A 24317-nucleotide genomic window follows, 5' to 3' on the forward strand; every position below is an offset into this window, starting at 1 on the left:
AAACGGAGAGAGACCATGGCAACGATGGCGTTCCTGCCGCCTCGCGGAGACCGGCCGCTCCGCCGCCCGCCCCGGATGGCTCGTAGTTCCGGCCTGTGTGCCGCCGTGCTGTTCGCCATGCTGACGGCGCCGGCGCTGGCGCAGACGCCCCAGATCCCGCAGATACCGGCATTCCTGCCCACCGCGGATCAGGTACCGGCCACACAACCCATGCCGCTGGACGGCACCTGGCTGGTGAATACCATCCGCAAGAAGATCCGCATCGAGGGCGGCCGCGCCTATGCCGTCGACCCCTGGCTGCACATGTTCGTGCTGAAAGTGGAGCCGGGCATGGTGGTGCTGCGCGACATCGCGCCGGCCGCGCCGGGCAAGTACACGGGCAGCGACCTGCCTTTGATGGGACAGCTGACGGCGACCGTGCAGGCGGACCGGAGCCTCGCGGTGTCGGTACAGGGAGCGCTGATGCCGGTCCAGTACAAGCTGATCCCGGTGCAGCTGGACAACCCGCAGTGGTATGCCCAGGAGATGACCGCGGCCGGCATCGCGGCGCCGCAGAGTCCCGCCCCCGGCGCCTATCAGCCCGCGCCCCCGGCGTACCAGCCGGCGCCCCCTGCCTACCAGCCTGCCCCTCCCCAGCAGGCTTATCAGCCGCCGGCCCAGCAGCCACCCGCCTACCAGCCCCCGCCTGCTCAGCAACAGCAGCCGTATCAACCGCAGGCGCAACCCTATCAACCGCCTCCCGCGCCTGCCGGCACCGCACAGACGGCGAGCACTCACTCCTGGGCCCGCAGCCGCAACAGCACGATGAACGACTCCTTCGGGCCGCCGGACCTCATGTGCGGTGAAGACGGCGCGGAGCCCTGCGGCGAGGAGAAGAAGGTCGACGCCGTCTTCGTCGAGGACGCCGAGAACTGGGGCTGCAAGGGCAAACAGCTGTATTTCACCCCCCACAATGGCGGCGAGTGCTGGCGCTGCCCGAACGGCTACAAGCGCACCCTGACGCCGATCCACAAGCCGAAGGCCTGCAAGGAGCGCGGGCTCGGCTTCGACAAGCGGGAGGTGAGCGCCACCTTCGTCCGTTCGGCCTATGGCTGCCCGGCCGACACCTTCGAGAGCAAGGGCAAGTGCTACGCCTGCCCGGAGGGCTCTAACAAGATCGCCTTCCTCGGCGCGTTCAACCCGGGTCAGAGCTGCAAGACGGAGTTCTACTGCGACGCGGGCCTGAGTCTGCAGCCCGCGCCGCCGAAAGCGCTGCAGCAGGTGGGACCGCCGTACGACAGAGTGTGCGGGGCGGGCGCCGGCAAGGAAGACGTCATCCGGCTCTCGAGGGAGCGCAGGGAGGCGCACCAGGCACTGCAGATCGTCGCCGGTCAGTTCCTGCTGGAACTCGCCGGCAACCGGGGCCTGCGGCGGGCGATCCTCGACCAGGACGGGCCGAGAGCCGTCAGAATCATCATGCAGACGCCGGGCTTTGCCCGTCTGCGCGACCAGTCCCGGGCGTCCGGCTTCGAGACCCTGACCTTCGGCGGCGCCCCGGAGGTCAAGGCGATCGCGGGCGCAGCGCAGGAGGCCGGACTGGCCATGGACTGGGACGGCGACTACCGCTTCTACATGTCGACCGTCGTCTCCACCGGCGCCTCGGTGTCGGTCGGATTCACCGGCACCCTCGGTGTGTGGAACGCGTCGGCCGGCGGTATCGGCGGCTACGCCCGCGGGGCCAGCGTCTCCTTCCCTGTCGGCGTCGGCGACGTCGGCTACGGCGCCTGGTTCAGCTACTACCCGCTCGACTTCATGGGCCTGACGTTCTCGGCCAGCGGCGGTATCGGCATCGATACCGTGAACTACAACCAGGCGGTAACGAACGTCTACTGAGTGTTTCGCGGACGGTCGACTCGCGTATGGAGCGCGTCGACCGTCCGCGAATTCATGGCGCCGGTTCCACCGTGGCCGCGCTCACCTCGTATTTGGAACCGTCGTCGGCGACCAGCTCCACCTGCCACAGCTCCTCGTCCGGGATGGACGTTCGTTCCTTGCCCGGCAGCTCCCGCTCGTCGTCCACCTGCAGGCCCCAGACGCGTACGTGGCGGATCTCCGCCACCTCTATGGGGCTGTTCATGAACTTGGCGGCGAGCGCCGCCGGCGGGTCTGTCTTCCAGACGACGTAGCCCCGGTCCTTGATGGCCTGCAGCGCTTCCGGCAGTTTGGGTTCTGTCACGGCGTGCCCTCCGTCTCGCTTTTCACGGACGGTAGCACGGGGCACGGCCCGCGCTAATACGGGCCTTTGCGGACGGGCCGGCCGCCTGGCGGCGGGGCTTGGTCGGCCTGCGTCAGTCGGCCGGATGATGCTCGTCGGCGTGGTGGTGCTCCGCACCGCCGTCTGCCGCATCGCCGTGGTGATGCTCGTGCTCGTCGGCGTGGCCGTCGTCCCCGTGATGGTGCTCGTGCTCATCGGCGTGGCCGTCGCTACCGTGGTGGTGCTCGTGTTCGTCGGCGTGGCCGTCGTCGCCGTGGTGGTGTTCATGCTCGCCCGAGTGGCCGTCCGCGCCGTGATGATGATCGTGGAAGGCCTTGTCGTCCTCTGCGCCGGCCGCCGTCCAGGCAGGACCGGAAAACGCGAACAGGCCACAGGCCACGATCGCGACGGCGGCCAGGGGAGACGGGAGCAGACGGGTAGTATTCTTCATTGCTTGTCCTTCGCGGAAGCCACGGAATCGTTCGGCAGTCTAGCGGAAAGGCCCGTCCCGAGGCTTCGAAAATCCCGACCCGTCACGTCGAAACGGAGGCAGACTATCACCTGCTTCGCTCCGACCGTGGCACCATACGCGGAGCCTCTGCCACCGGGACGCCGACATGAGTACTCAGCCCTGTTTCGAGCCCGTCTGCACCGAGACCCGAGGCAGGGTCGAGGTCGTCATCACACCGCGCCCCCGGGATCTGGGCGGCTTCAGCGTCCGGCGTGTGCTGCCGGCCCCGGAGCGGCACATGGTGGGCCCGTTCATCTTCTTCGACGAGATGGGCCCCGCGGTCTTCCCGGCCGGCGAGGGCATCGACGTCCGGCCCCATCCGCACATCGGCATCGCCACCATCACCTATCTGTTCGACGGCGAGATCATGCACCGGGACAGCCTGGGTTACGCCCAGCCGATCCGGCCCGGCGCCGTCAACCTCATGACCGCCGGCCGGGGCATCGTGCATTCGGAGCGTGCCGGCTCCGACCGCGACGTCGAGGCCTCGATGCACGGCATCCAGTCCTGGATCGCCCTGCCGGACGGGATGGAGGAGATCGCGCCCGCCTTCGCCCACACCCCGGCGGACCGGCTGCCGGAAGTCGCCGCGGACGGGGTGACGCTGCGGCTGATACTGGGCGAAGCGTTCGGCGCGGTATCGCCGGTACGCACGTATTCGAAGACGCTCTACGCCGAGGCCCTGCTGCCCGCCGGGGAGCGGCTGGCGCTGCCGCTGGAGTTGACCGACCGCGCCGTCTACGTAGTCTCCGGCAGCGTCGCCGTCGACGGCGAGGAATACGGGACCGGCCTCATGGCCGTGTTCCGGACGGGCGCGCCCGTCGAGCTCGTGGCGGCGGCCGATACCCGGCTGATGCTCATCGGCGGCGAGCCGGTGGGCGAGCGCACCATCTGGTGGAACTTCGTCTCGAGCTCCAGGGAGCGTATCGAGCAGGCGAAGCGCGACTGGCGCGAGGGCCGCTTCGACCGGATCGAGGGCGACGACGAGTTCATCCCGCTGCCGGAATCGTCCTGACGGGCGATAGCCCGCCGACGCGGCATGCCGGCCGGTGGCCAGGCACGGGCCTCTCGGAGTAGCATTCGGTCATGAAGATCTTGCGGATATCCACGCTGGCACTGGCAATACCGGCGACGATGCTGGTGACCATGCTGGTTGCGCTGCCGGCCTACGCGCAGGCCACCGACACGGCGGCCGAGCGAGCCCGCCTGGCGAACGAGCGGATTCAGCTGGAGGCGCAGCGCCGGGCGGAGGAGGAGCGGCGGCGCCGGGAGCGCGAGGCCCTCAAGTCCGAAAGCCTGGAGTCCGAAGACCTGGAGTCCGAGGACCGCGAGTCCGAAAACCGTGAGTCCTTGGCCCCGGCGCAGGCCGCCGACCCGGCGCCGGCCCGGCCGGACCAGGAGCCCCGGCCGCGCGCCGCTCCGGCCGCCACGGGAAGCGTAAGGACGCCGGCAGCGATCTCCCCGCCGCCGGCAGACGACGACCGGATATCCCGCGCCCTCGAGCAACTGAGAGAACTCGGCGAGCTCCGTGACGCCGGCTACGTCACCGACGAGGAGTTCGAACGGATCAAGACCCGGATCCTCGACAGCCGGTTCTAGCGCCCCTCCCCCTCCACTGACCCCGTATCCGCAGCGCCCGGGCATGGCCACGGCAGCGCGCCCGCGGTACTGACAGCGCTGTCAAAATCAACTATACTGGCTTCCAGCAGGGGTGACCCCGGGCGGCGCCCGGGGCTCCGGGGGAGTGCCGGGCCGACCAGGCCGGCAGAACGAGCAGCACCGGAAAGAACGACAGAACAACGTACCGACGCCGGATCGCTCGCGAGCGCGGAGATCGAGATGATCAACACGCAATTCATGCGCGGCATGACAATCGCCGTCGCATGCCTCGCGGCCACGACGGCGGCCGCCGAGGCATCCCATTACCCGGACAGGACCGAGTACCGGGCGCCCCGCGCCGCGGTGGCTCCCGTGGTGGACGGCGTGGGGGACGAGGCGATCTGGGATCGCGCGCAGTGGCAGGAGCTGAAATACCGGTGGCTGGGAGACGAGTACACGCCCGAGGACTTCCGCGGTCGGTACAAGGTGGTCTGGACGGCGGAGCGCCTGTACATCCTCGCCGAGATCGTCGACGACGTGCTGTTCGACGCGCACCGCGACCCGCTGGAGCAGTACTGGGACGACGACTGCCTGGAGATCTTCATCGACGAGGACTACTCCGGCGGCGAGCATCAGTACAACCACAACGCCTTCGCCTATCACCTGTCGCTGGATAACCGCGCCATCGACATCGGCACGGACCGCAAGCCGCGCGACTATTCCCACCACGTGGAGAGCCGCTGGAGACAGACGGTCGACGGCGTCGTCTGGGAGGTCGCCATCCGCATCTACGGCGACGACTACGTGGACGGGGCCGACGACAACCGCGCCGTGGAGCTGGAGACGGGCAAGCAGATGGGCCTGATGCTGGCTTATTGCGACAACGACGGCAGCGAGCTGCGGGAGAACTTCATCGGCTCCGAGTCGGTGCCCACCGGACCGAAGGACCGCGGCTGGATCGACGCCGGGCTGTTCGGATCGCTGCTGCTCGTGGAATGAGGAGAGAGAGACTGTTGAGTACCGCCTGGAAAATGGAGCCGACCGATTGCCTCGAAGCCGAGGGCGAATTCGTCGACTTCGACAACGAGCGCCATTACGCCATCCGCAACGTCGACCGGATGCCGCCGTTCTTCATCACCGTGGTCTCGAACATGGATCACTGGCTGTTCGCCTCCTCCACGGGCGGCGTCACCGCGGGCCGGGTGTCGCCGGACACGGCGCTCTTCCCCTACGTCACGGTGGACAAGATCCACGAGAGCACGCTGCACACGGGCCCGCGGACCTTCCTGCGTGTGGAGGCCGACGGGCGGCTGCACCAGTGGGAGCCCTTCAACCGGGAGCAGGACGAGAAGTTCACGGTCAGCCGCAACCTCTACAAGAACGTGCTCGGCAACCGGCTGTGCTTCGAGGAGATCAACCACGACCTGGAGCTCGCCTTCCGCTATACCTGGGAGACGAGCGACACCCACGGCTTCGTGCGCCGCTGCAGGCTCGAGAACCGGGGCCGCCACGAGCGGTCCGTCGAGCTGCTGGACGGTCTGCAGAACATCCTCCCGGCAGGCACTCCCCGCTTCGCGCAGACGAACTCCAGCAATCTCGTCGACGCCTACAAGTGGACGGAACTCGACACGGAGACCGGACTCGGGCTGTTCACGCTCTACTCCGGCATTACCGACCGGGCGGAACCCTGCGAGTCGCTCAAGGCCAACGTCGCCTTCTGTCTCGGCCTTGACGACCCGACCATCCTCGTCTCCTCGGAACAGGTGGAGACGTTCCGCCACGGAGGCGCGGTCCGCCCCGAGGATCACAGGCGCGGGATACGCGGAGCGTTCCTCGTCAACCAGTCCCTGGATCTGGCTGCCGGCGCGGCGCACAGCTGGCAGATCGTCGCCGACGTCGAGAAGAGCCAGGCGGAAGTGGTCGAGCTCTCGCGCCAGCTGGAGCACAGGCCGGGACTCGCCGCCTCGATCGAGGCCTCGGTGCGGCGGGGGTCGGACGAGCTGGCCCGCATCATGTCCAGCTGCGACGGCTTCCAGGCGACCGCGGAAGAGACCGTTACGGAGTATCACTACGCCAACGTCCTGTTCAACGTGCTGCGCGGCGGCTATTTCCCGCACCAGTACGAGGTGGTCGGCCGCGACTTCCGCGAGACGGTGCGGAGTTTCAATTCACGCGTATACGAGCGCAACGCCGCGTTGCTGGACGGGCTGCCCGACAAGCTGCCGTTCCGCGAGCTGCTGGACGCCGTGCGCGGGCGCGACGATCGCCAGCTCGAGCGGCTGTGCCACGAGTACCTCCCCATCACATTCGGCCGTCGCCACGGCGATCCCAGCCGGCCGTGGAACCACTTCTCCATCCGCCTCAGGGACCGGCACGGTTACCCGGTGCTGTGGTACGAGGGCAACTGGCGGGACATCTTCCAGAACTGGGAGGCGCTCGCGGTCAGTTATCCGGAATTCGTGGAGAACATGATCGCGAAGTTCGTGAACGCCTCCACCATGGACGGGTACAACCCGTACCGCATCACGAAGGGCGGCATCGACTGGGAGGTGGAAGACCCCGACGACCCCTGGAGCTACATCGGCTACTGGGGCGACCACCAGATCATCTACCTGCTGAAACTGCTGGAGATCTCCAGCCGCTTCCATCCGGCGCGACTGGCCCGACTGCTGCACGAGCCGGTCTTCGCCTACGCCAACGTGCCCTACCGCATCCGGCCGTTCGACGCGCTGCTGCAGGACCCCAAGAACACCATCGACTACGACGAGCGCCTCGCCGCGGAGATCGAGCGGCTCGAGGCGGAGATCGGGGCCGACGCGCGGCTCGTGCTGGACGGGGACGGCGAGGTCCGCCTGGTCACGCTGCTCGAGAAACTGATCGTGCCGCTGCTCGCCAAACTCGGCAACCTGGTCGTGGACGGCGGCATCTGGATGAACACCCAGCGGCCGGAATGGAACGATGCCAACAACGCCCTGGTCGGCCAGGGGCTTTCCATGGTGACGCTGTATTACCTGCGCCGCTATGTCCGCTTCCTGCAGGAATTCCTCGGCGACGAGGACGGCCGCTGCCAGCTGTCCCGTGAAGTCTGCACCTGGCTGGACGAGACCGCGGCCGCGCTCGGCCGGCTGCGGGCGGCGCTGCAGGAAGGCGACATCGGCGCCGGTCGGCGCCTCGAGGCCCTGACCGAACTCGGACAGGCGGCCGGCCGCTATCGCGAGGCCGTCTACGGGAAGGACGGCCTGTCCGGCAGCGATACACGGCCGATGAGCCAGGTGGAGCAACTGCTGGACGACGTGATTGCCGTGGCCGATTACAGCATCGGCAATAATCGCCGCGAGGACGGCCTGTACCACGCCTACAACCTCCTCGAGCAGGATGCGGGCGGGATCCGCATCGAGACCCTCTATCCGATGCTCGAAGGACAGGTCGCCGTGCTCAGCTCGGGGGCGATCGGGCCCGACGAGGCCTGCCACATACTGGAGTCGCTGTTCGCCAGCGACGTCTATCGGGCCGACCAGGACAGCTTCATGCTGTATCCGGACCGCCGGCTGCCCGGTTTCCTGGAGAAGAACCGCATACCGGAGCGTGAGATCGAGCGCATCCCGCTGCTCGGCCGGCTGCTGGCCGAAGGCGACCGGCGCATCGTCCTGAAGGACGCAGACGGCTGCTACCGCTTCAGCGCCGAGTTCGCGAACGTGGGCGACCTGCTCGCGGAACTGGACGACCTCGCCCGCACCCGCGGCGGCGAGGTGGAGGATGCCCGGGAGCCACTGCGGGCGCTGTTCGAAAAGACCTTCGGCCATCAGTTCTTCACCGGGCGCTCGGGCACGATGTTCGGCTTCGAAGGCCTCGGCTGCATCTACTGGCACATGGTCTCGAAGCTGCTGCTGGCCGTGCAGGAGAGTTTCTTCTCCGCCCTCGATACCGGCGCGGACGAGGCGGCGTTGCTGCGCCTGGGCAGCGAGTACTACCGGGTGCGGGCGGGGCTCGGATTCAACAAGACGCCGGCCGCCTACGGCGCGTTCCCCGCCGACCCCTATTCGCACACGCCGCGCTACGGCGGTGCGCGCCAGCCGGGCATGACCGGTCAGGTCAAGGAGGGGATACTGGCGCGCTTCGGCGAACTGGGCGTGCGTGTGGCCGAGGGCTGCGCCCGATTCGAGCCGCGGCTGCTGCGCCGGCGCGAATTCGCCGACTCGCCCGATGCGCTGCGCTACCTGGACGTCGATGGAACCTGGTCGAGCGTGCCCATCCCCGACGGTGGCCTGGCCTACACCTGGTGTCAGGTGCCGGTGGTCTACCGTCTGGCGGACGGGCCGGCTTCGTCCCTGACCGTCACTTACCGGGACGGCACCGCGCAATCTCGCGAGACCAACGGCCTGTCGGCCGAGGACAGCGCATCGCTGTTCCGCCGCGACGGCCGGATCCGCCGGCTGACGGTCACCGTGAACCCGAACACTCTGCTCGTTCTGTAGCTTTTAGAGGTCACCCGATGTCCAACCTGTATCAGAGAAAACTCTCTCTGGCCGGAATCAACGTAGCGAACTGGTCGGAGGCCGAACTGCAGGAACTCGTGCGCGGCATCCTCGAGCAGAAGATCCACGGCCTGTCGTTCAGCCCCTACTTCGAGGGGCAGGGGCCCGGCACGAAGGTCGGCGAAGACCAGATCCGCGAACGGCTGGCGATCATCGCGCCGTACACGAGGTGGATCCGCACCTTCTCCTGCACCGACGGCAACGAGCGGATCCCGGCGATCGCCCGGGAGTTCGGCCTGCGCACGATGGTGGGGGCCTGGCTCGACGGCGACCTGGAGAAGAACGAGGTCGAACTCGCCAACGCGATCGGTATCGCGAGCGCGGGCCACGCCGACATCCTGGGGATCGGCAACGAGGTGCTGCTGCGCGGCGAACTGACCGAGGACCAGCTCATCGCCTATCTCGAGCGGGTGAAGGCCGCGGTGCCGGAGATCGACGTGGGCTATGTCGACGCCTACTTCGAGTTCGAGGACCATCCCCGGCTGGCGGCCGCGTGCGACGTGATACTGGCCAACTGCTATCCGTTCTGGGAGGGCTGCCCGGCCGAGTACGCGCTCCTGTACATGAAGGAGATGTACCGGCGTGCGCTGCGCGCCGGCGACGGCAAGCGGGTGATCGTGAGCGAGACCGGCTGGCCGAATATCGGCACGGCGACCGGCGGCGCCGTGCCCTCCCGGGAGAACGCCATCAAGTACTTCATCGACACCTGCCGCTGGGCGGAGGAAGACGGCATCGAAGTCTTCTGGTTCTCCAGTTTCGACGAAGCCTGGAAGGTGGACTCCGAAGGCGACGTCGGCGCCTACTGGGGACTGTGGGACAAGGACGGGAACCCCAAGTATGTTTGACAGACTGAAGACACTCATGGCCGACCCGTCGGGCCGCCGGCTCGCCCACGGCAATGCGATCTGCTATTCCGGCTACCGGGAAGGCCAGAGCCCGATCGAGCGGATCTATCCGTCCTACGAGCAGATCCGCGAAGACCTGCTGATACTGCAGCGCAACTGGAGATTTCTGCGTCTGTACGACTGCAGCCCGCACGCGGAGACCGTGCTGCAGGTCATCCGCGACGAGGGGCTCGACTTCCACATCATGCTCGGACTCGACATGGCGGCGGAGATGAGCAATCCCCATTGCCCGTGGGGGGCGGAATTCGACGACGAGACGCTCGCCGCCAACCGCCGCGGCAACGAGCAGGAGCTGGAGCGCCTGGTCGCGCTGTCGAAGGAGTATCGCGACAGCGTCCTCGCGGTTTCGGTCGGCAACGAGGCCAGCGTGGAGTGGACCGACCACATGGTGCCAGTGGACCGCCTCGTCGAGTACGCCTCGGCGGTGGGCAGCCGCATCGAGCAGCCGGTGACGTTCTGCGAGAACTACGTGCCGTGGACCTACAAGCTGGAGCCGCTGGCGGAGGCCCTGGACTTCATCGCCGTGCACACCTACCCCGCCTGGGAGTACCGCTCCATCCACGACGCGCTGGAATACACGAAGCAGAACTACCACTCGGTGACCGATCACTATCCCGGCAAGCCGGTGGTGATCACCGAGGCCGGCTGGCCGACGGCGGCAAACGGCCGGGGCATCGACCCGCACAACGCTTCGGAGGAGCTGCAGGCCAGCTACTACGAGCAGCTGATCGAATGGACCACCGAAGAGGAGATTCTCGCCTTCGTCTTCGAGGCCTTCGACGAGCCGTGGAAGGGCTCGCCGGACCCGCTGGAACCGGAGAAGCACTGGGGGCTCTTCACCGTCGAGCGCACGCCGAAACGGGTCATGCAGACGCAGTTCGCCGACCTGGCGCGCGACGCCGGGGGAGATGTGGGCAGGGCTGCCAGCCGCTGATCGGCCCCTGTCGGGACGACACCAGGGAGCCGCGCAAACCTGATGCCGAGAGCCACCATAGACGACGTCGCCGAACTGGCCGGCGTCTCCATCAAGACGGTATCGCGGGTGGTCAACTGCGAACCCAACGTCCGCCAGTCGACCCGCGAGAAGGTCGATCTGGCGATCGAGCAGCTCAATTACCGCCCCAACCTCTCCGCCCGCAGCCTGGCCAGCCAGCGTTCCCGGCTGATCGTACTGGTCTACGACGACCCCGCCGCCTACGAGGCCCCCAGTGCCGGCTACGTCATACGGCTGCAGGAGGGGGCGTTGCGTGCCTGCCGAACCGCCAATTACGAACTGCTGATCCATCCCTGCGACCTCCGTCGCAAGGACGTACGGAGAGAACTCGGCTCGCTCATCGAACAGACCCAGCCGGACGGCGTCGTGCTGGCGGCGCCGCTGTCGAACATGCCTCGCATCGTCGCTGCCATCGCCGCCACGGGCAGCCGCTTCGTGCGCCTCTCGCCGGGCGGCCGCAGCCACGAGGAACTGTGCATCGCCACCGACGACCGGGAGATCAGCGCGGAGATGACCCGCTATCTCGCCTCGCTGGGACACCGGAGAATCGCTTTCATCGCCGGCGACCGCCGCCACAAGGCGGTGGCCAGAAGGCTGCCGGGATACCGGGACGGCCTCGCCGGGTGCGGTCTCGAATATTCCGGGGAGCTGGTCATGCAGGGCGACAACTCGATCGAGTCGGGAGAGGCTGCGGCGGAGCGGCTGCTGGCGCTGGCCGATCCGCCCACCGCGATCTTCGCGGCCAACGACGACATGGCGGCGGGCGTCATCCGCGTGGCCTATCGACTGGGGCTCGACGTTCCCGGGCGCCTGTCGGTGGCGGGCTTCGACGACAGCGCGCTCGCCCGGCTGGTCTATCCCGCGCTCACGACCATCCGCCAGCCGTTGTCGAAGATGGCGGAGCGGGCCACGCTCGAGCTGATCGACGGCTTCGGCAAGCCGGAGCCGGAGCCTGCTACGGTGGTGATCCCGTCGACGCTGCAGATCCGCGAGTCGACCGGTCCGGCACCGTCCTGAGAGCAGGCCCTACGGCAGTCCCGAACGGTCTGCGGGACGGCGTCAGCGGACGTAGCGGATGCCGTCGAGGTAGACCGTCACCGGTGTGGCGCGGCCGATGACCGTGACCACGAATCCCGTCTTGATGCTCGAGAGGTCCGCTCCCTTCAGCGGTACCGTGTAGCGCCGCCATTCCCGGGTCAGCACGATGTCGTCCACCTTGCGGATGGCGGAATCGGGATGTGCCTTGTCCTGCTCGAGCAGGCCGACGCCGAAGCTCACCTTCTCGCCGCCGTACTCTCCCCGGGCCCAGATCTCCAGCTCTGCGGCGCCGCGGAGGTCGTAACCCCCTTCCCGGTCGCCCCAGTTGTTCGGCGGATGCTGCCAGGCGACACCCACCCAGCCGAACGGCTTCTCGAAGCGCAGGCGGATGCTGTGCGCGCCGTCGCGAACCTCGTTGGCGTACTCGCCGTCCAGTGTCAGGTGATCGATGTCGCCCATCCAGCCCGAGGGGACCCAGGGCATCCCCTCGAGACCGTCGTCGTATACCGGGAACGGCAGGGGCATGCGTGCCTCACCCTCGACGAGGAGCGGCACGTTGGCGGTGGCCGCATGGCCCGCCTCGTCGTAGGCGTACAGAAACAGGCGATAGGGTCCCGGCTGCTCGGGCATACGCACTCTCGCGCCCTCGACATCCCCTGTCTCGACGGCGCCTTCGACCGCAGGCATGTCGGGCCGGAAATCGCCGCCGGTCAGGTACTCGGACGACTCGGGGCGCAGCTCCCAGCGGGTACGGATCGCTCCGCCTTCCGGATCCTCCACGGACGCGCGGACCTCGACGGTGGCGCCCGGTTCGACGCGTGTGGAGCCGACGACCGCTAGCGGTGCCGCCCGCGGTGCCAGGTCATCCGGCGGCTCACCCGACCAGATCCCGGTCAGGGCATCCACCGCCGCCGTCTTCGCGCCGTCCTCGAGGAACATGCCGAACCAGGTGCCGGTGGCCTCCATCTTGTGGCCCCACAGGAAGGCATAGCCGCCCAGCGCCAGGCCGGGCGCCGCCGCGATGCCCCGCTCCCAGGTCTCGCGGTAGGACACTGCCTTCTCCGCACTGGTCTGCTCCAGCGGAGCGCCCCATCCGGTTTTGGGCATCTCCCAGGGTCCTACGGGGCCGAACTCGGTCAGGACGAAAGGCTTGGTCGCGCCACCCTCGCGCAGCAGCCCGGGCACCAGCGGCGCCCCACCGTAGGCGTTGACGCCATGGATGTCGATGGCGGGGCTGCGCCGGTGGACCCATTCGATACGCTCGCCGTGGACGAACGTGGTGACCGTCATGGTCGGATGGTGGGGGTCCAGCTGCTTGACCATGGCGGCGACGTCGTTCACGGCCATCCAGACGGCCGGATCGTCGCCTTCGTCGAAACCCTCCATCTCGTTGCCGATCCCCCAGAGGAGGACGGCCGGATGATCCTTGTAGCGGAGTACGGTCCGGCGCACGCGTTCGCGCTGCTCGGCCACCTGCTCAGGGTCGTCGTAGTCGAAGCCGTGGCGCTCGTGGCCCAGCCAGATACCGACGGTCACCGTAAGGCCGAGCGCATGCGCCTCATCGAGCAGGGGCTCGAGATTGTCGGCGCCCCAGGTGCGCACCGAGTTGGCGCCGGCCGCCGCCAGCAGCTCCAGCGAGTGATCGCCGCCGGCGCCGCGGATGAAATACGGCTCGCCGCCGCGCAACAGCTCCCAGCCTTGCTCGGTCTGCCGCAGCTCGACAGGAACGGCTTCCCCCATGACCGGCTTCCAGAAAAGGAAAGGCCCCGCGATCAGCAGGGCCTTTATGAGGCCTCTTCCGCGCACCTCGCGCCCCGGTCAGCCCTCGTTGACTGACACCACCCCGTTGTCGAAGTTGGGCGGCGTGGCAGGCTGATACGAATAGCCCCAGTCGAGCAGAAGCTCGAGCACGAGGATAGGATCGCCCGGGACCAGACGCCGGAACCCCGTGGCCTCCGTTCGGTACAGGGCGTCGGCCGTGAGTTCGTTGAGCGGTATCGAGAACGGTACGGGCTCGCCGTCCGGACTTGCTCCGGGACAACACTCGAATACCGTAACCGAGCCGAAGAAGTTATCCAGCAACGAGCGATATGCCTTCTTGGCTTGCTCGCGAACCAGCTCGTCCTGGGACAAGTCGTTGCTGTTCGCGTCGAACAGTTCGTGCAACGCGAGTGCGGTGTAGAACTGGTTCTCGCCGGACGGGCGCTGCGCCAGCGCGGTGGCCCAGAAGTAGAAGCGGGCCTTCGCGCCATCGGGGCCGGGCGGCAGGGAATTGAACAGCTCGAACTTGTTCGAGGCCTCGGGGTTGTTGACGTCGAACTCGATGATGGTCGTCGTCGCGAACGGATTCTCCGGGTCCTCCAGAACACAGGGTTCCGGGTGGATGCCGACGTCCTCACAATAGAGATCCAGCACCACGTCGGTCGGCAGGACGATGGTATTGATCAGCTCGCCGTCGCCGTCGTCGCGCTCGCTGTTGCAGCCGGCAGAGACCAGCGCCGCCGTACCGAGCAGCGCAAGGAGCAGGTGCTTGCCGCGAGCCGGCCTGGCATTTTGTCGATTCAGCTCACTCATTCCAATATTACCTCGGCTGTGCATGCACTTCGCTAGAACTGATAGATGAAGTAGACGTTGACGCTGAAGATGTAGTCGCTGCCCGGATACTCTTCCTCGGATTCGGAGTCTTCACCGAAGGAACGGTACAGGGCACGGACGCCGATCTTTGTGGCCTGGTCCTCGGACGTCCGGTCCGATATCGCACCAAAACCGGTGCCGAGCAGGTACGAGTAGTCGAGCTCGAACTGCTCCGGGAACGTGATGTTGAACTGCCGGTAGAAGTCGTACGGGCCCCAGCGGTCCTTCATGAAGTAGCCGGACAGGACGTGGCGTCCTCCAATGACGGCCTTGCCGTGCACTTCCCAGAAGTCCCGGGTGCCGCCGGTCGGGCTGCCCGTCGACTGCTGGAAGCCCCGGATACCCCTGATGATGTAGCGATTTCGGTTGGGCGTGTTGATCGTCATGCGGCTGGAGACGGTCCAGACATCCTCGGCCGGCAGGCCCTCGCCGAACGCCGCGTTGGACTCGGTGGGCGCGAAGAAGAACCGGTACGAATCGGTGAAGGTCGGGAACTCGGTGTAGGTGCCGCCGAAGTCGAAGGCGAACCGCGCGTCCTCCCGCCACTCGTTGTCCCAGTCGTAGTAGGGCGTCGCGCCGGTGGGATCCCAGGTGAAGTAGATCTCGCCGGAGCGTGCTTCCCGGTTGCCCAGCACCGCGAACGGGTCCGCATCCCGGTTACGCGGATTGGTACCCGGGGAGAGGATGCCGTCGGCGATCTCCGGCTCTATGAGCGGATTGGCGTGGACCAGGTTGTCGCGATACAGCACCCGCGGGAACACCATCCAGTTGCCGACGAACATCTGCATGCCCGCTATGTACTCCTGTTTGTTACCCAGGCCGGAATACGGCAGGTTGCTCGGGTCGGAGACGCCGTAGACCGTATGATACTGGCCGGCGTCGGCCACGATCCCGGCATGCTCCGCGGAGACGAAGGTGCGGGTGCCGAGCAGCGGGAAGGTCAGCTTGGCCTTGAAGCCGAGGGTGTCGTCCCAGTCGACCTCGTCCAGAAAGACGTTGCCGGCCGCGTAGCGATCGAACTTCTCGCCCACCTTCTCAGTCGCCGACATGATACCGCCGAGCTCCAGCTCCCAGCCGTTCGCGAACTCCTTCTTGGTGTAGATCGTCGTCTGCCGGGACTGGCGTTCGGTCTGCCCGGCTCCGCCCACGGACTCGCCACGGCGGGCGATGTCTTCGGAATGGATGAAGGTCCAGTCCATGTCCGCGAGATTCCAGTCGTACTTCAGTATGGCCTTCGGGTTGGCGCCCCAGTAGACCTCGGGACCGGCGAGGAGCGTGAGACCCTCCCAGGAGCCCTTGCCCTTGATCTCGACGCCCGAGGGTGCGCTGGCGTCCCACACGTCGATGCCTGCGATATCGGTGGCTTCCGCGACGAGGCCGAAGAAATCGCCCTCGTAGCCCCAGTGGAACCGCGGCGTGTGATAGAAGGCCTCCAGGTCGAAGTTATCACCGCGATACTGGGCATTGAAGTCGTAGACCTCGATGCGCCGACCGTCGTCTATGCGGACGGGGCTCACGGGGATACCTTCGATCTCCTCGGTCGCCACGTCGATCTCCCGTTCCAGACCGCGGTCGCCGTAGGAGAATTCCAGCGGTCGCTTGTCCGCGACATCGCCGAGCACGTTCAGGGTGAACTGGCCGTCCAGCCTGGAGTTCGGATTGAAAGCGAAGTCGAGGAATACCATCTGGCCGTCGCTGAACTCCAGGGCGTTCTCACCCTCTTCCTCGATGGGCTGCTCCTCGCCCCGGGTGACGAACTCGGCCTGAAAGCGGCCGCCGGTGAACCGGAGCCGGCGCTCGGACTCATTGACCGCCGCCATGGTCCGACGCATGTCGCCTCTCAGCTCGTAGTAGTCGACGTCCATGGTGGCGAACATGCTGTTGATTTCGCTCCTGGACGCTTCGTACGGGTCCATCGAGAACACTTCCTGCATGACGTCGTAGGCCATGCGGGGAATCGCCTTGTAGACGCCTTCCGCATTGGGCGTACCGAGCGCGGTGATGCCGAACCATTCCTCGTTCATGTTGTTGCCGTCAGGCGTCCAGTCGAACAGGTAAGCCTGGTTCGACCACGAAGCATTCGTATCCTGAATATCCAGATTCTCGGTCTGGAGGTATTTCCACCACTCGTCGCGCCACTCGAAGATGTACCCGCCGATCGAGTTGCCCAGTCCGCCGTTACCATAGGCCTGCTGATACATCTCCTGCCACTGCTCCTTCAGGATCATGGCCTGGGCGAACTGGTCCTCCTCGAACGTGCGCGCGTTGAAGGCGTCGCTGCCGAACTCGAAGAAGACCACCGGCAGGTCGAGCTTCTCGTCGACTCTCTGCCACAGATCCGTGAAACTCGTACCGCGGTAGACGTTGCTGCCCAGGATGTCGAGGGACGGCACCAGCTCGGCGATGAGGTCGATGTACTGGATGTCGCCGTTCACGATGCTGAACGGGTGATTCGGGGCGATGGACTTGCCCGCGGAGATCACCTCTTCGTACAGGCTGTAGAGGTAACGGGCCTTGGCCGTGTTCTGCTCGCCCTCGGGCAGGTTCTCGATTTCGAAACTCGACCACGACAGGCCGTAGTTGCTTTCGTTGCCGAATGCGAACATCAGGACGCCGGGTGTGTCCTTGTAGCGGCGCACGAACTCCTGCATGTCCCGCTTCAGTGTCTCCCGCGTCAACGGGTCGGAATAGTCGGTGAACGGCACCCATTGCCCGCCGACGGTATAGCCGTAGCGGCCCATCAGGGGATTGACGACGCTCATGATGCCGTGTTCGCGATAGATGTATTCCACCCACTCCGGCGGGATCGTCGTGAAGCTGCGTATGGTGTTCACGCCCATCTTCTTCATCAGGCCGAACTCGTAGTCCAGCACCTTGCGGATGAAGTCGTCGGATTCGTTGAACAGGCCGTAACTGTAGTTCTGGCCGCGCGGCGAGTAGCCCCAGACGACGCCCTTGACGTAGAAGTCCTCGCCGTCGACCTTGAGTTTCCAGCCTTTCTCGTCCTTGTAGGTCTCGACCTTGTTCGCCTGGGCGTAACTCACGTCGGGCGCGGCAAGAACCAGCACGGCTGCCAGCAGGCTGCCGATGACGGCCACACGGTTGAATACTCTCGATTTCGCCATAGCGACTACTCTTTGATGATTGTTCATTCTTCGTGACCTGTCCGAGATCTGCATCGAACTCAGTTGCCGACGATCTCGACGATGATGTTGTCGATGAACAGGTCCGAGACGCAGCCCGGGACACCGCCGCAGATCGCCGATATCTCCAGCGTCAGTCCGTCAGCGACGGCCGCTGCCGTGCCTGCACTCGTGAAATTCAGCGGCCCGACCGTCGTCCAGTCCGCGGGGAAGGCATCGCCGCCCTGGACCAGGTCCGACTTCGTGACGCCGCCGCCAGCCTGTTCGGAGAACACCTGGAAAGTGATCACGCCGCCGTTCGCCGCCGTGCCCTTCCAGTCGAACGTGATACTGAACGTCTGGTTCGGCTCGATCACACCGGCGCCGATCAGGGTCTGCTTGATGGTCGGGTTCCCCGGCGCCGTCGCGTTCAGGTTCGCCGCCGGGCCACCGTCCGAACCACCGGTCGCGTCAATCGTGACGCTGCCGCCGTTGTCGAACGTCTCCCAGTCGGTGAAGCCATTGTCGAAACCACCGTTCAGGACGAGGCTGGTTCCACCACCGCCGCCGCCGCCACCGCCACCGGCCGTGCCCGCGAAGCCGATGTCGGTCAGTAGCAGGGTGAACGGCGCCGCCTGACCACCCAGCGGGCCGAGCAGGAAACCGTCGTTGCCGGCGATCGTCGCCGCGAAGTCGCTCATCGGGATCGACACCTGCAGCCAGCCGTTGCCGAGATCGGTGACCCCGCCGTAGGTCGTGAGGTCATAGGTCTGACTGGTGTCGCCATTGTTGATGAACTTCACCTCGAAGGCCGCCAGGTTGCCCGCGTCGCCCTTCACCTTGAACACGAAGTTCTCGTAGCCGGCGGCGAATCCTGCCGCGTAGTCCGTGAACGCCACGAACCCGACGTGGACGCCGGCACCGTAGCCCTCGCCGCTCGTCACCTGGATGGCAGGATTGAAGTCCGGGTCGCCGGCGAAGTTGAAGTCGAACACCGCGCCGGAGCCGAAGTTGTCCACGCCCGGCGGTGCCAGATCCTCGGTCACTGCCGGATCCGTCGCATACACCACGTTGTCAGGGGTAATGCCCGGGCTGACGCCACCGCCGCCACCGCCACCGGCGGTTCCGCTGAAGCCGAAGTCGGTCAGGAGGAACGTGAAGGACGCGGCTGCCGTGTCGTCGGTTTCGAACAGGAGCGCGTTCCCGTTCGCCGCCCCGGTCAGATCGGCGATCGGGACCACGACCTGGTACCAGCCGTCGCCGAGTGACGTCGAGTAGGCGGAACTCGTCAGATCGATGTCGAGGTAGTCGCCGTCGGGCAGGAGTTTCACGCGGATCAGGTCGTTGTTGAGGTTCTTCGCCTTGAAGACGAGGCTCTCGTAGCCGGCTGCGAACCCGTCGGCGAACCCGACGATCGCGAACTGGCCCACCTGCGCGCCGTACCCGTTGCCCGTCGTGACGCCGAAGACCGGGCTGAAACTCGAGTCGAAGGTCACGTTGTTGTTGAAGGTCGAGCCCGAACCGAAAGGATCGAAGCCCGTATAGTCCACGCCGAACTCGAGATCCACGGGCTCGCTGGGGTCCGACGCATAGATGACGTCATCCGGGATGATGCCCGGATCGGCCGGCTCCACCTCGGCCTCCTCGCCCGAATAGACGCGGACCCAGTCCACCTCCAGCGTCGCCGGGAAGGGCGTGGAGCCGTTCGGCGGACCGGGCAGATCCCCGCCCACCGCGAGATTCAGGAGGATGTGGAACGGCTGATCGAACGGCGCCGGATAGGGCGCTGCCGCCGAGAACCAGGAATTCTGCACCGCGTACAGCACGCCGTTGAAATACCAGCGGATCTCGAACTCGTCCCACTCCAGGGCGTAGGTGTTGAAACCGCCCGTCACGTCTTCGGAGGGCGTGTAGTCGACGCTCGAGAACTCGTTGGCCGGGAACTCGCCGCCGTAATGGATGGTGCCGAAGATGTTGTTGCCGCCGCCGACGCCCCCGGGTCCGGGCTGGCCGTCCAGGTTGGCGGCTTCGACGATATCGATTTCGCCGGTCGCCGCCCAGCTGCCGTACGGGCTGTCCTGGGACAGCATCCAGAACGCCGGCCACAGGCCCTGACCGGAGGGGAACTTGATGCTCGCTTCGATGCGGCCGTACTTGAATGCGAAGCGGTCGCGGGTGGTGATCCTCGCGGACGTGTAACCGAAGTCCCCCACTTTTTCGCGCCGCGCGGTGATCTTCAGGACGCCGTTCTCGAGCTGTGCATTGTCCGGCAGATACCACTGCAATTCGTTGTTGCCCCACCCGGACGGCAGACCGGTGATGCCGCCGTCGCCGACGAAGTCGGAACCGTCGCCGGACTCGAAGAACCAGGTCTCGGGATCCAGCTGCGCGCCGTCGAATTCGTCGCTCCAGACCAGCGTCAGCAGATCGCCGTCGCTGACCGGGAACGTCTCCGGTATCTCCAGCGTCGGGTTGGCGATGTTGAAGTTGGTCCGGGTGGTGGTATCCGCCACCGGAATCTCGATCGGCTCGACCTGCTCCAGCGGCTGGTCACGGTCTTCCTGGGTACAGGCAGACAGCGCCACCAGGGCGGCCAGAGCGGCGACAAAGCGTGGCAATCCTCGCAGGCCGGGCATCATAGGTTCTCCCTCGAAGACGGAAAGCCCGAAGGCTTGAGGCTGATTTGGTGGGTGACGCTGATCGGCGTCCGGGAATTCGGTGTCCGGGAATTCGGGGTCGGAATCGGACAGATCCGAGGTTCGAGCCGGGACGAGCTCGCGGCGCACCCGTTGCCGTTGGATGCGTACAGGGCTGAAAGCGCTGCCGGCGACAGCGCAACACGCGGCGGCACGTCGTTACCAGGTCTCATAGCTCCCCCGAAAATCGTCCTCGCAGAGCGAGGATGTCGTCATATCGTCATTTTCGGGTAACAGGATTATCAAAGATTGACAGCGTTGTCAATTTGCCGGGCACGAGTATCCCTGCCGGCCGTGCCGACATAGGACGCTCCGTTCGCCCGGGACCCGGCGGTGCGGCCCTGCGGGGCAGAGTGAGCCGGCGAGGGGGGCCTCGCCGGCTGCGGGGGCAGAGGGAAATCCGGCGCTAGGCGGCCTGGCGCCCGGGCGCGAAGTAGCGGGCGAGGAGGTTCTCGAATCCGCGCATGGTGCCCGTCCGGTCCTGCGGGACTTCCACCGGCGCGGGCCGCTGCAGTCTGGCGTCCCAGGCCTCGTTGATCTTGTCGTCGGCCACGGTGGGCACGATGACGTACGGGTTGATCGCCGCCCTGCCTCTCAGGCTGAACCGGAACGGGTCACGGGTTCGTTTGGCTTCGAAACGCATGTTTTACTCTCCATAGCGAACGTGCTTCTTGCGATCTGCCGGCGTGTTCGGCCGACGCCACACAAGATAGGGCCATGGAGGTGCGTCCACAAACGAAGAAAACTCACGCCAGGGTTGAGAAAAAATCAACCGCCTTCGGTGAAATTCTCGAGAATCCAGTGTCTTAGGAGTTCGATCGCCGGGTCGTCGGCGTCCTCGAAACGGCTGATGAGGTAGTAGCTGACCTCCTCGACCAGTTCCTGCTCGAACAGCCGCACGATGCTGCCGTACTTGAACCAGAGGTCGGCGATCGGCACCGGCACCAGCGCCGCGCCGATGCCGCGCTCGCAGGCGCGCACCACCGCGATCATCGAATCCAGCCGCGTGACCTTGCTGCCCTTCGGCAACGAGATGCCGCTGGTCCGCGACCAGCGCTCCCAGGCGGTGGGGTGGGTCTCGTGCACGATCAGGGGGAAGTCGCTGGTGATGCGTTTCCCGCTCACGGCGAGCTTCTTGCGGAACTCCGGCGACCCCGCCGAGACCAGACGCAGGGGCATCAGCAGGTCGGACCGGACGCTCGCGGGCGGCGAGCGGAACAGGCGGATGGAGAGGTCGGCGTCGGCCGGGTGGGTCTCTGCGGTTTCGTCGCTGGTGCCCACCTCGATGTCGATGTCGGGATGCGCCGCCGTGAACTCGCTCAGCCGCGGCACGAAATACTCGCTGGCGAAGAACGGCTGCACCGACATGCGGATCGAGGGGCGCCGCGTGTCTTTCTTGTAGGCCGCGACCACCTCGTCCAGCTGCTCGATCAGCGGCCAGGTCTCCTCGTACAGCGAGCGGCCGGTCTTCGTCAGGCGAAGTTCGCGGGCGTTGCGCTCGAACAGCTGTTCGCCGAGCTCCTGTTCCAGGCTCTTGATCTGATGGCTGACGGCCGACGCCGTGATGTAGAGCTCTTCGGCGGCATGGCGGAAGCTCTCGTGCCTGGCGGCGATGCAGAACGTCCGAAGTCCCCGCAGCGAGATACTGGAGCGGCCGGCCATGGCTCGTCAGGCGCTCTCGACCAGCCGGAAAGCGGTCTGCAGCCCGGTGGCCGAGCTGCCGCCGATCCAGGCATGGAATTCACCCGGCTCGGTCCGGAGCCGCATGTCGCGGCCGTAGAAGGCGAGATCCTCCGCCCGCAGCACGAAGGAGACGGTGCTCCGCTCGCCCGGCTCCAGCCGCAGGCGGCGGAATCCCTTCAGCTCGCGGACCGGCCGGGTGACGTTGCCGACGAGGTCGCGGACGTAGAGCTGCGCCACTTCCACGGCCGGCCGGTCGCCGGTATTCGTGATATCGGCACTGACGGTGACCGAGCCGCCCGGGGCGAACTCTTCGACGTCGGTGCGGATGTTCTCGTAGTCGAAGGTCGTATAGGACAGCCCGTGCCCGAACGGGAACAGCGGCGTGTAGCCGGCGTCCAGGTGGAAGGCGGTCATGCCGAGCGAGAGCTGGGGCGCGCTCGGGTCGATGTCGTCGATGTGCACCACGGTCTCGGGCGAGGGCGGCTTGCCGGTGTTCTTGTGGTTGTAGTAGATCGGCACCTGCCCGACCATGCGCGGGAACGTGGCCGGCAGCTTGCCGCACGGCGACTCCACCCCGAACAGGAGGTCGGCCAGGGCCGGGCCCGCCATCGTGCCCGGGTGCCATGCGTACAGTATCGCGTCCACCCGGTCCACGATATCCGGCAGCGTCAGCGGCCGGCCGGCCAGGATCACCGCAATCACCGGCGTCCCGGCCTCGCACACCCTGGCGACCAGCTCCGTCTGGGCCCCGGGCAGGCCGATGTCCGCACGGGAATGCGCCTCGCCCGACAGGATGGCCTCCTCGCCCAGGAACAGCAGCACGGCATCGGCGTCGGCGGCCAGCGCCGCGGCCTCGTCGAAGGCAGCCATGTCCCGGCTGCGCGAGGTGTCCATCGCGCGCAGATAGCGGACGTCGATCTGCCCGTCCGCACGCTCCCGTATGGCCTCGAGCGGCGTGATGCTGAGACCCTCGTCGCCGTCGAATATCCACGTCCCCAGCTGGTCGTGGGGCGCATCGGCCAGGGGGCCCATCACGGCGAGGGTCCGCGTCGTCTCCGGCGACAGCGGCAGGGCCCGGCGGTCGTTCTTCAACAGGACCGCGCTCTGCAGGGCCGCGCGCTTCGCCGTGGCCAGTGCCTCCTCGTCCGCCGGGGGCGGGAAGGCGCCGGGGTCGGTGTAGGGATTCTCGAACAGGCCGAGCCGGAATTTCAGCGTCAGTATTCTCGTGACGGCCGCATCGATGCTGGCCAGCGCGATCTCGCCATCCTCGATCAGCTGCGCCAGGTGGCAGAGGTAGGCATCGCCGTGCATCTCCATGTCGACCCCGGCCCGGGCCGCCTCGAAGGCGGAGCCACGGTCGTCCGCGGTCAGGCCGTGGATGCTGAGCTGCCGGATCGAGTCCCAGTCGCTGACCACCAGGCCCTCGAAGCCCCACTCGCCGCGCAGCACCGTGTCCAGGAGGAACTCGCTCGCGGTGGCCGGCACGCCATCGACCTCGCTGAACGACGTCATCAGCGTGGCGACGCCGGCATCCACCGCGGCGCGGAAGGGGCGCAGGTGGACGTTGCGCAGCTCGTTCTCGGGGACGTTGGCAGTGGCGTAATCGCGGCCGCTCTCGGCGGCGCCGTAGCCGGCGAAGTGTTTCGCGCAGGCAGCAATGGCCCCCGCGGTCGACAGCCCGGCTCCCTGCCCGCTACTGTCCCTGTGCCCCTGGTAGCCCCGCACCATGGCGGCTCCGAACTCGCTCGCGAGCTGCGGATCCTCGCCGAGGCTCTCGGCGATACGGCCCCAGCGCGGGTCGCGCGCGATGTCGATCATCGGTGCGAACGTCCAGTTGACCCCGGCGGCGGCAGCCTCCCGGGCGGCGACGGCCGCGCACGCGGACGCCAGCTCCGGATTCCAGCTCGCCGCCTGGCCCAGCGGGATGGGGAAGATGGTGCGGAAGCCGTGGATCACGTCGCGGCCGATCAGCAGCGGGATACCGAGGCGGCTCTCCTCGACGGCGATCCGCTGCAGCTCGTTCACCGTGTCCACGTCCACCTCGTTCAGCACGGAGCCGACGCGCCCGGCACGCAAGGCCTCGGCGAGATAGTCGTGGATGTAACTCTCGCCCCCGTTCACCTGGCTCATCTGGCCGATTTTCTCGTCCAGCGTCATCTCCGCCAGCAGGGCGGCGACGCGCCGGCCGACCGGATCGGCGGCCTGAACCGGGCTGGCCTTGGAGCTCGTCATCGGAAAACCTCGCAGGAGCCTGGTGGAAGGATACGATTTTCGGGCCCATGCTCCGGGCCGATCGTCGATCAATCGTCGATCGATCGTCCATCGACAACCGTCAATCGATTATCGATGTTGTTTGACAGCGCTGTC

General features: G+C 66.7%; 17 protein-coding genes. 8 read left to right on the top strand and 9 right to left on the bottom strand.

Translation table 11 applies throughout. The features are described 5' to 3' along the window. Nucleotides 1-15: 15 nt before the first annotated feature. Complete coding sequence (locus ACJMK0_RS01490; RefSeq protein WP_405235043.1) at nucleotides 16-1872, top strand: hypothetical protein; 1857 nt, start codon at nucleotides 16-18, stop codon at nucleotides 1870-1872. Between the two features lie 52 nt (nucleotides 1873-1924). Here the strand turns inward: ACJMK0_RS01490 and ACJMK0_RS01495 are convergent, their stop codons facing one another. Both ACJMK0_RS01495 and ACJMK0_RS01500 read right to left on the bottom strand, forming a co-directional pair. Continuing rightward, entirely contained in the window at nucleotides 1925-2215 is a 291-nt protein-coding gene (locus ACJMK0_RS01495) for a hypothetical protein (RefSeq protein WP_405235044.1), read from the bottom strand. A 112-nt stretch (nucleotides 2216-2327) separates the two neighbouring features. Continuing rightward, nucleotides 2328-2684, bottom strand: a complete 357-nt coding sequence (locus ACJMK0_RS01500) for a hypothetical protein (RefSeq protein WP_405235045.1) — start codon at nucleotides 2682-2684, stop codon at nucleotides 2328-2330. Between the two features lie 166 nt (nucleotides 2685-2850). Here ACJMK0_RS01500 and ACJMK0_RS01505 point away from each other — a divergent pair, with 166 nt between their 5' ends. The 7 genes from ACJMK0_RS01505 (at nucleotide 2851) to ACJMK0_RS01535 (ending at nucleotide 11794) form a co-directional block, all read left to right on the top strand. Further along, entirely contained in the window at nucleotides 2851-3759 is a 909-nt protein-coding gene (locus ACJMK0_RS01505) for a pirin family protein (RefSeq protein WP_405235046.1), read from the top strand. A 71-nt stretch (nucleotides 3760-3830) separates the two neighbouring features. Next, on the top strand, nucleotides 3831-4343 hold the full coding sequence (locus ACJMK0_RS01510; RefSeq protein WP_405235047.1) for an SHOCT domain-containing protein: 513 nt from the start codon (nucleotides 3831-3833) through the stop codon (nucleotides 4341-4343). A 240-nt stretch (nucleotides 4344-4583) separates the two neighbouring features. After that, nucleotides 4584-5342, top strand: a complete 759-nt coding sequence (locus tag ACJMK0_RS01515) for a sugar-binding protein (RefSeq protein WP_405235048.1) — start codon at nucleotides 4584-4586, stop codon at nucleotides 5340-5342. Nucleotides 5343-5356: 14 nt separating this feature from the next. Further along, nucleotides 5357-8818 (top strand): hypothetical protein, encoded by a 3462-nt coding sequence (locus ACJMK0_RS01520; RefSeq protein ID WP_405235049.1) that lies wholly within the window; start codon nucleotides 5357-5359, stop codon nucleotides 8816-8818. A gap of 17 nt (nucleotides 8819-8835) precedes the next feature. Further along, the gene (locus tag ACJMK0_RS01525; protein WP_405235050.1) at nucleotides 8836-9723 is read left to right on the top strand and encodes a glycoside hydrolase family 17 protein; all 888 of its coding nucleotides are present in this window, start codon (nucleotides 8836-8838) and stop codon (nucleotides 9721-9723) included. Then, the gene (locus ACJMK0_RS01530) at nucleotides 9716-10717 is read left to right on the top strand and encodes a glycosyl hydrolase family 17 protein (protein ID WP_405235051.1); all 1002 of its coding nucleotides are present in this window, start codon (nucleotides 9716-9718) and stop codon (nucleotides 10715-10717) included. The genes ACJMK0_RS01525 and ACJMK0_RS01530 overlap by 8 nt, the downstream gene beginning before the upstream one ends. A gap of 42 nt (nucleotides 10718-10759) precedes the next feature. Continuing rightward, nucleotides 10760-11794, top strand: coding sequence for a LacI family DNA-binding transcriptional regulator (locus tag ACJMK0_RS01535; protein ID WP_405235052.1), 1035 nt, complete (start codon nucleotides 10760-10762; stop codon nucleotides 11792-11794). 42 nt (nucleotides 11795-11836) lie between these two features. Here ACJMK0_RS01535 and ACJMK0_RS01540 read toward each other — a convergent pair whose 3' ends face one another. The 7 genes from ACJMK0_RS01540 to ACJMK0_RS01570 form a co-directional block, all read right to left on the bottom strand. Next, on the bottom strand, nucleotides 11837-13555 hold the full coding sequence (locus tag ACJMK0_RS01540) for a glycoside hydrolase family 2 TIM barrel-domain containing protein (RefSeq protein WP_405235053.1): 1719 nt from the start codon (nucleotides 13553-13555) through the stop codon (nucleotides 11837-11839). A gap of 78 nt (nucleotides 13556-13633) precedes the next feature. Then, nucleotides 13634-14389, bottom strand: a complete 756-nt coding sequence (locus ACJMK0_RS01545; protein WP_405235054.1) for a hypothetical protein — start codon at nucleotides 14387-14389, stop codon at nucleotides 13634-13636. Nucleotides 14390-14421: 32 nt separating this feature from the next. After that, nucleotides 14422-17574 (bottom strand): glycoside hydrolase 5 family protein, encoded by a 3153-nt coding sequence (locus ACJMK0_RS01550; RefSeq protein ID WP_405235055.1) that lies wholly within the window; start codon nucleotides 17572-17574, stop codon nucleotides 14422-14424. Nucleotides 17575-17633: 59 nt separating this feature from the next. Further along, the gene (locus ACJMK0_RS01555) at nucleotides 17634-20210 is read right to left on the bottom strand and encodes a family 16 glycosylhydrolase (protein WP_405235056.1); all 2577 of its coding nucleotides are present in this window, start codon (nucleotides 20208-20210) and stop codon (nucleotides 17634-17636) included. Between the two features lie 463 nt (nucleotides 20211-20673). Continuing rightward, the gene (locus ACJMK0_RS01560) at nucleotides 20674-20910 is read right to left on the bottom strand and encodes a hypothetical protein (protein ID WP_405235057.1); all 237 of its coding nucleotides are present in this window, start codon (nucleotides 20908-20910) and stop codon (nucleotides 20674-20676) included. Nucleotides 20911-21035: 125 nt separating this feature from the next. Then, on the bottom strand, nucleotides 21036-21929 hold the full coding sequence (locus tag ACJMK0_RS01565; RefSeq protein ID WP_405235058.1) for a LysR family transcriptional regulator: 894 nt from the start codon (nucleotides 21927-21929) through the stop codon (nucleotides 21036-21038). Between the two features lie 6 nt (nucleotides 21930-21935). Then, nucleotides 21936-24182, bottom strand: coding sequence for a glycoside hydrolase family 3 N-terminal domain-containing protein (locus ACJMK0_RS01570; RefSeq protein ID WP_405235059.1), 2247 nt, complete (start codon nucleotides 24180-24182; stop codon nucleotides 21936-21938). Nucleotides 24183-24317 lie beyond the last annotated feature (135 nt).

It is taken from the genome of Lentisalinibacter orientalis, from assembly GCF_040706535.1.
Taxonomy (GTDB): domain Bacteria; phylum Pseudomonadota; class Gammaproteobacteria; order Steroidobacterales; family Woeseiaceae; genus Lentisalinibacter; species Lentisalinibacter orientalis.